Genomic DNA, 14,275 nt, shown 5'->3' with positions numbered 1-14,275 from the left:
TCTCCGCTTATTGTCAGCTGGTTTTATTGCCACACAGTGCCTGTAACAGTGGATCATCAGCCGCCAGTGGGCGCCAATCTTTACTCAGCGCGCTATCGGCTGAGGGTAGGGCCAGTTCAGCGGTAAAATCGGCTTGTGCCTGGTGGGTACAGGTAACCACCTGCGGTACGCGGCGCGCTGCAGCGCGTCGTTCAAAGAAATATAAATCAACCAGTTTCAGTGCCGGGTCTTGCTGGTTAGCCGAGGCATTGCCAATATCAGCGGCGATAAAGCGTAAGGTTTGTGGATACAGATAACTCCAGGGCCGCCAAATGGCGGTTTGCTCAATGGTTTTTACCACCATCACGCCTTGCGGTAGCCGGCTGCGATGATGCTCAAACCAGGTGTATTCACTGTGAATTTGAAAGCCCAGCATAGCCGCACCGGCAAAGACCGGTATTAACCAGCGCGGTGCTTTGTTAGCGCTGAGTTTACGCAGCAGCAGTGCCATACCTGCAGCGCCAAGGCCAGCACAAACTGTAGCAATCAATTCCCAAATCATAGTGTTATTCCCGAAAAAGACGGGCTTTCACCATGAAAGCCCGTGTCGTCATTGTTGCCTTGCAAACCGCTTGATTGCAAGGCTTCGCCATTAATGGCCGGTCGCGGCGCCCGCACCTTTAGGGTAACGTACGCTTTCTACCAAGTCCTGAATGTCCTTCGGTGGCGCTTCTGTTGCAGAAGACACGGCAAAGGCGACAATAAAGTTAATCACTGCGCCTACAGCACCAAACGACAGTGGCGATATGCCAAATAGCCAGTTAGCCTGTACGTTTTCAAAGGTATTAGTACCAGGGATAAAGAACCAGCCCAGATACAGGAAGATGTAAATAACGGTAGACAGCAAACCTGCCAGCATACCGGCAATGGCGCCTTTGTTATTTACCCGTTTAGAGAAAATACCCATCATCAGCGCCGGGAAGATAGACGCCGCCGCAATACCAAAGGCCAGTGCCACTACCTGTGCCGCAAACCCGGGCGGATTCATACCCAGCCAGGTTGCTACCACTATCGCAACCGCCATAGAGATACGTGCTGCGAGAAGCTCACCCTTTTCGCTAATGTTAGGGTTAATAGACCCTTTGATTAAGTCATGGCTGACTGCGGATGAAATAGCCAGCAATAAACCTGCTGCGGTTGACAGCGCCGCGGCTAAACCACCGGCGGCAATTAAACCGATAACCCAGCCAGGTAAGTTAGCAATTTCAGGGTTAGCCAACACCAGGATATCGTTATTAACCGTTAACTCGTTGCCATTCCAGCCACGGGCCTGAGCGGTTTCTTTAAATGCTGCAGTGTCGTTGTATAACTGAATACGACCATCGCTGTTTTTATCTTCAAATTTAATCAGGCCGGTTTGCTCCCAGTTCTTAATCCAGTCTGGCCGCTCGGCGTACTCAATCGCATCAGCGGTTGGGCCATCAGGATAAATAGTGGTTAACAGGTTAAGCCGTGCCATTGAGGCCACTGCCGGCGCTGTTAAATACAGCAGCGCAATAAACACCAGTGCCCAGCCGGCTGACCAGCGTGCATCTGATACTTTAGGTACAGTGAAGAAGCGGATAATGACATGTGGCAAGCCTGCAGTACCTATCATCAGCGATAAGGTAAACAGCACCATATTCAGTTTGTTAGTCACATCAGCGGTGTAATCAACAAAACCAAGGTCGCGTACCACTAAATCCAGCTTTTGCAGCAAAGGCATACCAGAGGCGGTGTGTTCAGAGAACAACCCCAGTGGCGGGATAGGGTTACCGGTTAGCTGTAGCGAGATAAACACGGCAGGAATGGTGTAAGCAATAATCAGCACCACATACTGCGCGACCTGGGTGTAGGTAATACCTTTCATACCACCCATAACGGCGTATAAAAATACCACTACACCGGCGATCATCAGGCCGGTATTACTTTCTACCTCTAAAAAGCGCGAAAAAGCCACACCTGCACCCGTCATCTGGCCGATAACATAGGTTACTGACGCAATAATTAAACAGGCTACGGCGACAAAACGGGCGTTTTTACTATAAAAACGGTCGCCGATAAACTCTGGCACGGTAAATTTACCGAATTTACGCAAATAGGGCGCCAGCAGCATAGCCAGCAGCACATAACCACCGGTCCAGCCCATTAAGAAAGTAGAGTTGGCATAACCACCGGCGGCAATTAAACCCGCCATGGAAATGAAAGACGCCGCAGACATCCAGTCGGCTGCCGTCGCCATACCGTTCATTACCGGGTTAACCCCGCCGCCTGCCACATAGAACTCTTTGGTGGAACCTGCACGGGCCCAAATCGCGATAGCGATATAGAGCGCAAAGGAGCCGCCAACGAAAATCAAGTTGATTGCAAATTGACTCATGACGCTGTTACTCCTCGTGCAGGTCAAATTCTTTGTCGAGCTTGTTCATTCTCCAGGCATAGAAGAAGATCAGCGCGATAAAGGTTAAAATGGACCCCTGTTGTGCAAACCAGAAGCCAAGGTCGGTACCGCCTATGCTGATGCCGGCCAGCAGTGGTCTGAATAAGATACCTCCGCCATACGATACCAGTGCCCAGACGATTAGGCTGCCTATGATCAGGCGAAGATTCGCTGACCAGTAAGCCGCCGCATTGCGATCGTGCTCTGTCATAAATACACTCCTTTCCTTTGTTATTTTTATCTTGCAAAGTTAATCTAGCAGCAGTTAACACAAGTGAAAGCCCGACTTTAGTCGAAGTGTCCGGCCGGATATTTGACAGGGCCCGGCCATTGAGCCCAAAGTAAGACAAAACAAAAAACGGGAGAGCGCCTTGGCCGCGTGGGTAGTTGCCATACTGGCATTGTTGTACGTAGGTGGACTGTTCGTTATCGCCAACTGGGGCGAACGCCATGCCGACGATAAACTAATACGAAAGTATGGGGGGCTGATCTACAGCCTGGCGCTGGCGGTGTACTGTACCTCCTGGACTTATTACGGTGCTGTTGGCACAGCGGTAACCCAGGGTTGGGACTATATTCCCATTTACCTGGGGCCGGTGCTGCTGTTTATTTTTGCCCAGCCATTCTTGTTTAAATTGCTTTACGTCACCAAAAAGCAAAACGTTACCTCGGTCGCCGACTTTATCTCCTCGCGCTATGGTAAGCGTAAAAACGTAGCATTAATGGCATCACTGATGTGTTTGGTGGTGGTGGTGCCTTACATCGCGCTGCAGTTAAAAGCAGTGTCCAGTTCCTATCATGTACTGCTGGGCGGTGATTTTACTGACGATGCCAGCCAGTGGTGGCAGGACAGCGCCTTTTTAAGCGCAGTGGCCATGGCGTTTTTTGCCATTTTATTCGGTACCCGTAAACTGCATTTAACCGAGCAAAGCCGTGGCGTAATGGTCGCTATTGCCTTTGAGTCGGTAGTAAAACTGTTTGCATTACTCACCTTAGGTTTGGCGGTGTATGTGTTTGTGCTGGGTGACAGCAGCAGTGTACTTAGCCGCTTTAGCGACCATGCCATGGCGCTGCACTACGCCAGTGAATTTGGTGTCGTTGAGTTTATTACCAAAACCGTACTGGCTACCGTGGCGGTATTTTTATTGCCGCGTCAGTTTCATGTCGCCTTTGTCGAAAATGTGTCGCACCACCATTTACGCCATGCCAGGCGCTGGTTTTCGCTCTATCTGATTTTGGTAACCCTGGTGGTGGTGCCTATCGCTATTGGCGGTATGCAGCTGTTTCCGCAGGCGCTGAATGCCGCTGACAGCTTTGTGTTGTTAATTCCGGCGCAATCGGGTTGGGATACCCTAAGTGTGTTGGTGTTTATCGGCGGCTTTTCTGCGGCAACCTCGATGATCATTATCGCCACCTTGGCGCTCTCTACCATGATCAGTAACGATGTGATCATGCCAGGCCTGCTTAGGCGCAGTAAGCGTCAGGGCCTGGGGCATGACTACAGCTTGCTGATCATTTTAGTGCGCCGCAGCATGATTATCGTCGTCATGGCGCTGTCATATTTATATTACCGGATGTTTGCCCGTAACTACGAGCTGGCAGAGACAGGGCTGTTAGCCTTTGCCTTGGTGATCCAGTTGGCACCGGCAGTTATTGGTGGTTTGTACTGGCGTCGTGGTAACGCCTATGGTGTTTACTTGGGTTTAGCCGTTGGTTTTGTCTTGTGGTTTTATACCCTAATGTTACCGCAACTGGTTAGCACCGGCGCGATAGACAGTAATATTATGCAAACGGGCTTATTTGGCTGGCAGGCACTGGTGCCCACCGCCCTGTTTGGTCTTCAGCTGGACAGTTTAAGCCATGGTGTGCTGTTTTCACTGGGCTTTAACCTGCTGTTTTATGTTTTCGGCTCTATGCTGACCCGTGGCACCTTGCAAGACCGCTTACAAGCCGTCGCTTTTGTTAAGCCCAACCTGCCGGTAAACCATCAGGATACGCCGGCACGGCGCATCCGCATCCGCAATACCGATCTTAAAATTCTGCTGGAGCGTTTTGTCGGCGCTAACCGTGCCGCTGAATGTCTGCAGGAATACGGCCGGCGCCAGCAGCAACCTTTGCAACTGGACGATTACCCCAGTATCGGCCTGGTAGAGCACGTAGAGCGCGAGCTGGCGGGGGTTATCGGCGCATCTTCAGCATCGGCGATGGTTAACGCTGTGCTGGAAGGGCGGCAACTGGCATTTGAAGATGTGGTCACCCTGTTTGACGATACCACCCAGGCTATCCAGTTCTCGCGCAAAATACTGTTTTCTACCTTAGAGCACTTAAGTCAGGGTGTTAGCGTGGTAGACCGCGAGCTGAAACTGGTAGCCTGGAACCGCGCTTATCTGGAGATGTTTGACTACCCGGAAGCGATGGTGCGGGTAGGCCGGCCCATTGCCGACATAGTACGGTTTAATGCCGAGCGCGGCCTGTGCGGCCCGGGCAGTGCAGATGAGCATGTAGAAAAACGCATTGCTCATATGCAAAAAGGCACGCCGCATGTATTTCAGCGCGTCAGGCCCGATGGCAAAGTTATTGAAATGCGTGGCAATCCTATACCCGGCGGCGGTTTTGTTACCAGTTTTACCGACATCTCCGAGCATGTCAAAGCCGTGCAGGCGCTGGCCGAGGCGAAACAGCATTTAGAAGACAGGGTAGCCGAGCGCACCCATACGATTTCAGAGATTAACCACGAATTGCTGGCCGAAGTGCGGCGCCGGCGCGAAACCGAGCAACAATTACTGCAAGCCAAAGCTGAGGCAGAGGTGGCCAATGCCTCGAAAACGCGCTTTCTGGCGCTGGCCAGTCACGATATTCTGCAGCCGCTCAATGCGGCACGCTTGTTTACGGCAGCGCTGGCTGGCAGTACCGAGCGCCAGCAACAGCAACATATTATCGGCCAACTGGATAATTCACTTAAAGCTTCCGAAGAGCTTATTTCTACCTTATTGGAAATTGCCAAGCTGGACGATGGTAAGCTAACGCCTGATGTGCAGCCGGTACCACTTAATGAGCTGCTATCGCAACTGGCTGACGAGTTTAGTTTGCTGGCGCGACAAAAAGGCTTGTCACTGAGTGTGCGCGCGGCTGATTATCAGGTGCAGAGTGACCCGACTTACTTAAGACGTATTTTGCAAAATATGCTGTCTAACGCCATTAAATACACTAAGCAAGGCAGCATTTTATTGGGCTGTCGCAAACGCGGTGCTGATTTGGTAATCCAGGTCTGGGATACTGGCCCGGGTATCGCCGAGGTAGATTTACAGCGTATTTTTGAAGACTTTTACCGTATTGATGCCACAGCTAAAGGCCAGCAGGGCGTAGGGTTGGGGCTTGGCGTGGTTAACCGCATGGCAAGATTGCTGGGGCATCCGCTAAATGTAGCGTCCTGGCCGGGTAAAGGCAGTATGTTCAGTATTCGCCTGCCGCTGGCAAGTGCAGCGGTGCGCGAAAGCCTGCCGTTACCCAGTGGTACTGTGCAGCGGCCGGTGTTGGGGTTGTCTGTGGTTTGTGTTGACGATGATGCAGCCAACCTGGAGGCGTTGAAGGTGCTTTTGGCGCAGTGGCAAATTACCGATGTGATGTGTTTTTATGATGAAGACAGCTTGCTTGAGTATGCGCGCAAGCAGCCGGCGCCAGACGCCCTGCTGATTGACTATCAACTGGGGCAGCAACTAAACGGGCTGCAGTTATACGAAAAAATTAAACTGGCGTGGGGCAACGTAAACGGCATTTTAGTGTCGGCCTCGCCCGAGGCTGGGCTGGCGATGAAAGCCAAGCAGCACGGTTTACTGTTTTTAGCCAAACCGATTAAACCGGCAGCGCTGCGGGCCAGTTTAAATCATCTGAAAATGTTAAAACGCAGCAGCGGGGCGGAATAATCAGGCTACCCAGTGCGGTCAGCCAGGGCGTAGCGGTTATTGCTGCGCCATCGCCTTGTTTACCGGGGGCTCCAGCGTCAGACGCTGCGCCTGGATCACCACCTGTGTGCGGTTAGTCACGCCAAGTTTGCGGAAAATAGCGGTGATATGGGCCTTCACCGTGGCTTCTGAGATGTGTAAATCGTAGGCGATCTGTTTGTTTAACCAGCCCTCGGTCAGATAGTACAGCACCTTATACTGCTGTGCGGTCAGCTGGGCCACTTTGGCAGCCAGATCCAAATCGTCCTCTGCTTCAGTGCTGTGCTGTTCCAGTACCTGTTTTTTCAGGTTGGCCGGCACCCACAGTTCACCTGCCAGCACCGCATTTAACGCCGCGCTGATATCAGCGGGATTCGCAGATTTAGGCACATAAGCCGAAGCGCCAAACGCCATGACGCGGCGGATCACGTCCAGCTCTTCACTGGCAGAAATTACCACTATAGGCAAGGTGGGGAAGCTTTTACGCAGCTGAATTAAGCCGAGAAAGCCGCAGTTACCCGGCATATGTAAGTCCAGAAGTAATAAATCTGTGTCGGGGTGTTGTTCCAGCGCTGCACAAGTGCTGTCGAAGCTATCCGTTTCAATGGTGGCTTTAGTGGCAAAAGTGCTGCTGATGGCATTGATCAAGGCATTGCGAAACAGCGGATGGTCATCAGCGACGATCAGTTTTGCCATCTTATCCTCCAGGCCGGATTGTTATTCTTATTGTCATTATTAGGGTCTTTGTAAGTAAAAGGCCGCTTAAGCGGCCTTTTATACTGAGGTTAGCACAGCATACTGTCAAGCATGCACTGCAGTTGTTGCTTATTTACGGTTCAACCTGTTGTTAACCAGAGTCTCCACTACAGACGGATCGGCCAGGGTGGAGATATCACCCAGCTGGTCATGCTCGTTGGCAGCAATTTTGCGTAAAATGCGCCGCATAATTTTGCCAGAGCGGGTTTTTGGCAGGCCGGTAGGTGCCCATTGGATCAGATCCGGTGTCGCAATAGGGGATATCTCTTCGCGTACCCAGTCGCGCAGTGCTTTAGTCAGCTCACTGCTCGGTTCTATGCCCACCCGTGGTGTGACATAGACATAGATCCCCTGGCCTTTAATATCGTGCGGGTAACCCACCACAGCAGCTTCTGCCACGGCGTCATGCGCTACCAGACAACTTTCAATTTCTGCTGTGCCCAAGCGATGGCCAGAGATGTTTAATACATCGTCGACGCGGCCGGTTAACCAGTAATAGCCATCCGCATCACGTTTAGCGCCATCACCGGTGAAGTACAAACCAGGGTAGGTGCTAAAGTAGGTTTGCTCAAAGCGTTCATGGTCGCCGTATACAGTACGCATCTGACCGGGCCAGCTGTCTTTGATCACCAGGTTGCCTTCACATTCGCCGCTTAACTCTTTGCCATCGTTATCGACAATTGCCGGTTTTACGCCAAAGAAAGGCCGGGTGGCCGAGCCCGGTTTCAACGCCGTACAACCCGGTAATGGCGTAATTAAAATGCCGCCGGTTTCCGTTTGCCACCAGGTATCAACGATAGGGCAGTGACCTTTACCAAATTTGTCGTGGTACCAATTCCAGGCCTCTGGGTTAATGGGTTCACCGACGCTGCCCAGTGTCTGCAGCGATGACAGTGAACAGCCTTCTACCGGCGCGTCACCGTGCGCCATCAAGGCGCGAATCGCGGTTGGTGCAGTGTAAAGAATATTTACTTGATATTTATCAACAATTTGTGCCATGCGTTTTACGCTGGGGTAATTAGGCACACCTTCAAACATCACGCTGGTGGCGCCGTTAGCCAGTGGGCCATACACAATGTAGCTGTGGCCGGTAACCCAGCCGATATCAGCTGCGCACCAATACACATCGCCGTCGTGATAGTCAAACACATACTGGTGAGTCATAGAGGCATACACCATATAGCCGCCGGTAGTATGCAGCACGCCCTTAGGTTTACCGGTAGAGCCGGAGGTATAGAGGATAAACAGCGGATCTTCGGCGTTCATTGGCTCTGCCGGGCAGTCACTGCTTTGCTTGCTTAACAGCTCGTGATACCAAACATCGCGGCCATCTTTACCGGCCTGCATATCGACATTTTTGCCCACGTGTTTGACGACGATGACATTTTGCACCGGTGAGTCAGCGCCCAAATGTGCCAGTGCCATGTCGGTATTATCTTTAAGATTAGTCACCCGGCTGCCGCGCAGCGCCTGATCTGCGGTAATCACCAGCTTAGAGTCACAATCGACAATACGACTGCCCAGAGCGTCTGGCGAAAAACCGGCGAAAACGACCGAGTGCACAGCACCAATACGGGCACAGGCCAAAAGTGCCACAGCCGCTTCAGGGATCATCGGTAGATAAATAGTAACCCGGTCACCTTTTTTAACACCCAGCGCTTTCATACCATTGGCCAGCTTGCACACCTGCTGATGCAGCTCGCTGTAGGTCACTGACTTTTGTACCTCTGGTGAGTCGCCTTCCCAATAATAAGCAACCTGATTGGCCCGCTCGGGTAAATGCCGGTCCAGACAGTTGTAACTGGCGTTTAATACGCCATCACTAAACCAGTTAATTTTTACTTTACCGGCAGCAAAGCTGGTGTTCTTTACCTGCGAAAAGGGCTTGAACCAATGCAGGCGTTTACCGTGCTCGGCCCAGAATGCTTCGGGTGCATCAACAGATTGTTGGTACATGCTTAGATAATTATCGTTGGTCAGCAGCGAGCGTTTAGCTGCACTGGCTGGTACCGGAAATACTGTTGGATTTGACATAACTTCCCCTGTGAGAGCTTCTTAAATAATGCTGTGATCTTTCTATCGAAGCCGCGTCTTATTTGAAATTAGACCTTAGTCTAGCCAACTTTTCGCCGGGTGGCTAACACCAGGTTAACCCCGCTGAGTTAACCCTGTAGAGGCAGTTTAACTGCGACTAAAGGCTAATTGCGGGATTGACGCCGGTGCACCAAAGTTGAGTGGCAAAATTACCATTACAAGAACGAAGATGGAGAGACGGCAAATGAAAAAAATAACAACAGTATCTTACCTCGCGGCCTGTATAGCTTTGGCAAGTGGCGCGGTGCAGGCAAATGGTTTCAACATAGGTGACACTGATGTCACCTTTGGCGGTTATGTCAAACTTGATGCAATGTATACCGATAGCTCAGATGGACAGATCGCCACTGGTATCGGCAGAGACTTTTATATTCCAAGTTTAACGCCTGTTGGCGGTGCGGATGAGGGCGGTACCTTTGATTTTCATGCCCGTCAATCACGCTTCTTCTTTAAAACCAATACTAAGCTGGAGAATGGCAAAACATTAGGCGGGCATATCGAGCTGGATTTTATGGTTACCGCCGGTGGTGATGAGCGTATTACCAATAGTTATTCACCACGCTTGCGCCAGGCGTTTATTACTTATGATGGTTGGTTGTTTGGTCAGACCTGGACCACCTTCATGGATTTAAATGGCTTTCCTGATACTTTAGATTTTATCGGTAATACCGATGCAATGGTGTTCGGTCGCCAGGCGCAAATTCGCTACACCAGCGGCAATTTTCAGGTGGCCATCGAAAACCCGGAAACGACCGTAACGCCTTTCGGTGGTGGACCGCGTATTACAACAGACGATAATGCCACGCCGGATCTGGTGTTTAAGTATGGTCAGAAAGCGGATTGGGGGACCTGGTCAGTGTCGGCATTAGTGCGCCAGCTTGCCTATGAGAGTGGCGCTATCGACAGCACAACATCTGCGTTTGGTGTAAGTGCAACGGCTAAAATCCTGTTAAGTAATAACAACGACATCCGTATCACTGCAACTACCGGCTCAGGTGTTGGCCGCTATATTGGCTTAAATACCGCAAATGGTGCAGTGCTTGATGCTAACAATGAGCTTGAAGCGATTGACTCGACAGCTTTTGCCATCGCCTACAAACATAACTGGAATAGTCAGTGGCGTAGTAGTCTGGTGTATTCACTGCTGAGTGTGGATAACGATGTCGCTCTCACCGGTGCTGGGGCGACTAAAACCACCAATAGCTGGACAACTAACCTGATTTATCAGGCTGCAAAGAAGCTGATGTTCGGTATTGAGTATAAATTTGCAAACCGGGAGATAGAATCTGGCCTGGACGGTGATATGAACCGCATCCAGTTTAGTGCCAAGTACGATTTCTAAGCTGTAAACGGGATTACTTGTAGGCGCGCATAATTGCGCCCTTATAGTTTCTGCGTTATATCGCAGAGGCGATTCTGTAATAAAGAGGGCGCTTTATTGCGGTCTTATTGTTTCTGCATTATTTATTCGACTAAGAGCGGTGTAAAAAACTTCATTAAAAGAGTGCAATAAAAAGGGGCGCAATAATGCGCCCCTACGTTATTTAACCAGTGCTAATTCAAGCTGATTATTCATCTGACTTAGGTTTGGTCATTGGCGCACTGACGGCCTGGCGGGCAAAGGCAGAACCTGCAGGGCGCTGCGAGCTTGCTACGCTGGGCCGCGCTTCAGCCGGCATTACTGCCGGCTGTTCTGCCACTGCAGCTTCTGTGCTCTCGCTCAGTTCTGGCTTAGTCATAGTGGCTACTACCATTTGTGCATAACGGCTTTTGGCCGGAGCATGGCTTGCTGCAACTTGTGGTTCAGCTTTTACCGCTGCCGTCGGAGCAGCCGCTTCTGTAGTCGCTTCTGCACTAATTGCCGGGGCGGCTGCAACGGGTTGTGCTGCTGGCTCTGCAGTGACTACTTCAGTAGCTGGAGCAGGTGAGGCTTGTATCTCTCGCGCTGCTTGCTGCAGGTTTTCTTCCTGCTGCGCTTCTGCCACTGCTACAGCATCCGCTTTTTTCGCCGGTTTACGCCGGCTGCGGCTTTTCGGCTTATCGGCGTCATCCGCTGTAGCTGTCTCTGTTTGCTCTGCTGTCTCTGGCTGCCTGGCAGTGTCATCTGCAGTGGCAGTGTGTTGTGCCACTGACTCACTCTGTTCAGTTGCTGTAACACTGCTGTCAGCTGAGGCCTCAACGCTCAGTATTTCAGCTGGTGCAGTTTCAGCTGCAACTTCAGGCACAACATCGCTGTCGGCTTGAACGGCAGGCTCGGCATCAACATCGGCACTGGCTACTTCAGTTTGTTCCTGATCTTTTTTGCGCTTTTGACCTGCGGCACGCAAGTGACGTGGCGAGCGGCGGTTACGGCTACGAGGCTCAGTGCTCTCGCTTGTCGCATCAACAGCGTCCTCAGTGGAGCTGCTGTCGTTAGCAGTTGCTGTTACTACCACAGGCTCTGTAACATCAGCTTCGGTGTTGGCATCAGCCACAACAGCCGGTGTTACCATTGCGGTCATCACTTCTTGTACTACCGCTGTTTGCTCTTGAGTTTGCTCAGCAGGCTGATTCTCTGCCGCAGCGGTTTTTTCCATCCGCACTGATTTACGCATATTACGGCGCTGACGACGCTCTGCTACACGTTGTGGTGTATCGTCATCGTCTTTTTCCGGCGCTGCAACCACTGGCTTGTCCTGCGGTTTTCTGGCTTCATGCTCTTTGCGCACAGGGCGCTGCTCTTGCGCTGCTCTGGCCGGACGCTCGGCTTTTAGTTGGGCATCCTCTTTTGCCACGGTGTTAACCGGCTTATCGTCTGAGTCATTGCGACGACGTGGTTTATTACGGCGACGGTTATCGCGGTCATTGTCACGTGCGCCGTTGCGATTGCCGTCACGCGCACCATCGCGGCCGTTATTGCGGCTGTTGCTGCGCTGTGTTGGCTTCGCTTTGGTGTCATCAGCGGCAGCTTGAGCTGGTGCAAACAGTTTGCCAAACCAGTTGCTGATAGCCGCAAATAAACCAGGAGTTGCCTTTTCGGCAACTTCGGCTTTTGCTACAGGGCGCGCTGTAGCGCTATCAGCAATATTAATTGCTGAAATGGCCGGTTTTTCCCGCACTGCATCAGAGGCTGGCTGGTACAGGTTGCTGGTTGCTTCCGGTGCTTTTACCAGGTTGTAGCTGACATCATCGATTTCTTCATCAATGCGAATACGGATCACTTCATGGTTTGGCGTTTCCATGTGCTCGTTGGGAATAACAAACACACGGATACCATGGCGTTTCTCAATGCGGCGCACCGCATCACGCTTTTCGTTCATCAGGTAGGTAGCAACTGATACCGGCACCTGGGCATGAATTTGACTGGTGTTGTCTTTAATCGACTCTTCTTCAATCAACCGCAGAATAGACAGTGCGGAAGACTCGGTGCTGCGAATAGTGCCGCGGCCATGGCAGCGTGGGCACACATGCGTTGCCGATTCGCCCAGTGACGGGCGCAGGCGCTGACGTGACATTTCCAGCAAGCCAAAACGCGAAATGCGGCCAATCTGTACGCGGGCGCGGTCATGTTTTACCGCATCTTTTAAGCGGTTTTCCACTTCACGCTGATGGCGTACCGGCGTCATATCGATAAAGTCGATAACAATCAGGCCACCCAGGTCACGTAAACGTAACTGGCGGGCAATTTCATCGGCCGCTTCTAAGTTAGTGTTAAACGCCGTCTCTTCGATATCGCCGCCTTTGGTGGCTTTAGACGAGTTGATATCAATAGCAGTTAAGGCTTCAGTACTGTCGATAACGATAGAGCCGCCGGAGGGCAGGCGCACTTCACGGCGAAAGGCTGATTCAATCTGGGTTTCAATCTGAAAATGCATAAACAGTGGCACTTCACCCTGATACAGCTTAACGCGGTGGGCAAAGTCGGGCCTAAACTGCTGAATATACACTTTGGCTTCTTCAAAGATGCGCGGGTTATCGATCAGAATTTCGCCGACATCGCGGCGCAGGTAATCGCGGATAGCGCGAAATACTACGTTACTTTCCTGATGGATTAAAAACGGTGATGGCCGCTTTTGCGCTTCTTCAGTAATGGCAGACCAGTGCTTTAACAGCGCTTTTAAATCGTAATCCAGCTCTTCAAAGGATTTACCGACACCGGCAGTGCGGACAATTAAGCCCATGCCATCTGGCATTTGCAGCTGGCCTAATGAATCTTTCAGCTCCTGGCGCTCATCGCCTTCAATGCGGCGTGAAATACCACCGGCGCGCGGGTTATTTGGCATCAGCACCAGGTAAGAACCGGCCAGGCTGATAAAGGTGGTTAACGCTGCGCCTTTTTGGCCACGCTCTTCTTTATCAATCTGAATAATGACTTCCTGGCCTTCTTTTACCACTTCTTTAATGTTGGGGCGGCCATCAAAACTATAACCAGAAGGGAAGTACTCGCGGGAAATTTCTTTTAAGGGTAAAAAGCCGTGGCGCTCGGCGCCGTAGTCAACAAAGGCGGCTTCTAAGCTGGGTTCAACCCGGGTGATTTTACCTTTGTAAATATTGGCTTTTTTTTGTTCGTGGCCCGGGCTTTCTATGTCCAGGTCATACAGCTTCTGGCCATCGACCAGCGCAACGCGGATTTCCTCTTCCTGCGTGGCGTTAATTAACATTCTCTTCATCGTTAGTGACTCGCAATTTTGCAGCCACAACGCAGCCCACTGGGCATCTGCGTGTTCAGACGTTATCAAACACTATATGGGTGCAGTCTCACGACTGGAATGTCTGAAGAAACCAAATTGTCACTGTAAGGGCTTTTGTGGTGGCGCTACAGTTTATACTGTTTTCGTTTTTGGATCTGAAACACACCGCCTTACGGCGCTGCGTTATAGCAATATCTTTATATGCTCTGGTTAACCGGAATTCATGTTTTGCCGCTGTTGATAACAGATTACGCAACATTATCTCAGGCAAATGGCGTTTGGTTTACGCCGGGGGTATAAAAAACGTTGGTTTTCACCACGATTTCGGTATGATCAGTCCCCCAAACGCTGCCGCA

8 protein-coding genes are annotated in these 14,275 nt (G+C 51.3%); 2 read left to right on the top strand and 6 right to left on the bottom strand.

The annotated features are described in order from the left end of the window. Positions 1-13: 13 nt before the first annotated feature. The 3 genes from RNAN_RS14360 to RNAN_RS14350 all read right to left on the bottom strand — a co-directional run bounded on the left by RNAN_RS14360 (position 14) and on the right by RNAN_RS14350 (position 2,669). On the bottom strand, positions 14-541 hold the full coding sequence (locus RNAN_RS14360; RefSeq protein ID WP_008223071.1) for a hypothetical protein: 528 nt from the start codon (positions 539-541) through the stop codon (positions 14-16). 90 nt (positions 542-631) lie between these two features. Next, positions 632-2,398, bottom strand: a complete 1,767-nt coding sequence (locus tag RNAN_RS14355; RefSeq protein ID WP_008223069.1) for a sodium:solute symporter family protein — start codon at positions 2,396-2,398, stop codon at positions 632-634. 7 nt (positions 2,399-2,405) lie between these two features. Next, positions 2,406-2,669: a DUF4212 domain-containing protein gene (locus tag RNAN_RS14350; protein ID WP_008223068.1), complete on the bottom strand. Its 264-nt coding sequence runs from the start codon at positions 2,667-2,669 to the stop codon at positions 2,406-2,408. Between the two features lie 160 nt (positions 2,670-2,829). Between RNAN_RS14350 and RNAN_RS14345 the strand changes: the two genes are divergently transcribed. Then, on the top strand, positions 2,830-6,381 hold the full coding sequence (locus RNAN_RS14345; RefSeq protein ID WP_008223066.1) for a PAS domain-containing hybrid sensor histidine kinase/response regulator: 3,552 nt from the start codon (positions 2,830-2,832) through the stop codon (positions 6,379-6,381). Between the two features lie 36 nt (positions 6,382-6,417). Here the strand turns inward: RNAN_RS14345 and RNAN_RS14340 are convergent, their stop codons facing one another. Together RNAN_RS14340 and acs are read right to left on the bottom strand one after the other, a co-directional pair. Next, entirely contained in the window at positions 6,418-7,095 is a 678-nt protein-coding gene (locus RNAN_RS14340) for a LuxR C-terminal-related transcriptional regulator (RefSeq protein ID WP_008223064.1), read from the bottom strand. Positions 7,096-7,224: 129 nt separating this feature from the next. After that, complete coding sequence (gene acs / locus RNAN_RS14335; protein ID WP_008223062.1) at positions 7,225-9,189, bottom strand: acetate--CoA ligase; 1,965 nt, start codon at positions 9,187-9,189, stop codon at positions 7,225-7,227. 244 nt (positions 9,190-9,433) lie between these two features. Here acs and RNAN_RS14330 point away from each other — a divergent pair, with 244 nt between their 5' ends. Next, positions 9,434-10,591 carry a DcaP family trimeric outer membrane transporter gene (locus tag RNAN_RS14330; protein WP_008223060.1) on the top strand — a complete coding sequence of 386 codons (1,158 nt, stop codon included), beginning with the start codon at positions 9,434-9,436 and terminating at the stop codon, positions 10,589-10,591. A 226-nt stretch (positions 10,592-10,817) separates the two neighbouring features. On the opposite strand, the gene rne is transcribed toward RNAN_RS14330, so the two are convergent. Next, positions 10,818-13,898 (bottom strand): ribonuclease E, encoded by a 3,081-nt coding sequence (gene rne / locus RNAN_RS14325; RefSeq protein WP_237739931.1) that lies wholly within the window; start codon positions 13,896-13,898, stop codon positions 10,818-10,820. Between the last annotated feature and the right edge of the window lie 377 nt (positions 13,899-14,275).

Origin of the sequence: Rheinheimera nanhaiensis E407-8 (assembly GCF_000296695.1) — a bacterium.
Classification (GTDB): Bacteria; Pseudomonadota; Gammaproteobacteria; order Enterobacterales; family Alteromonadaceae; genus Alishewanella; species Alishewanella nanhaiensis.
The sequence above is the reverse complement of the archived record's forward strand: the minus strand, read 5'-3'. Positions and strand labels throughout refer to the sequence as shown.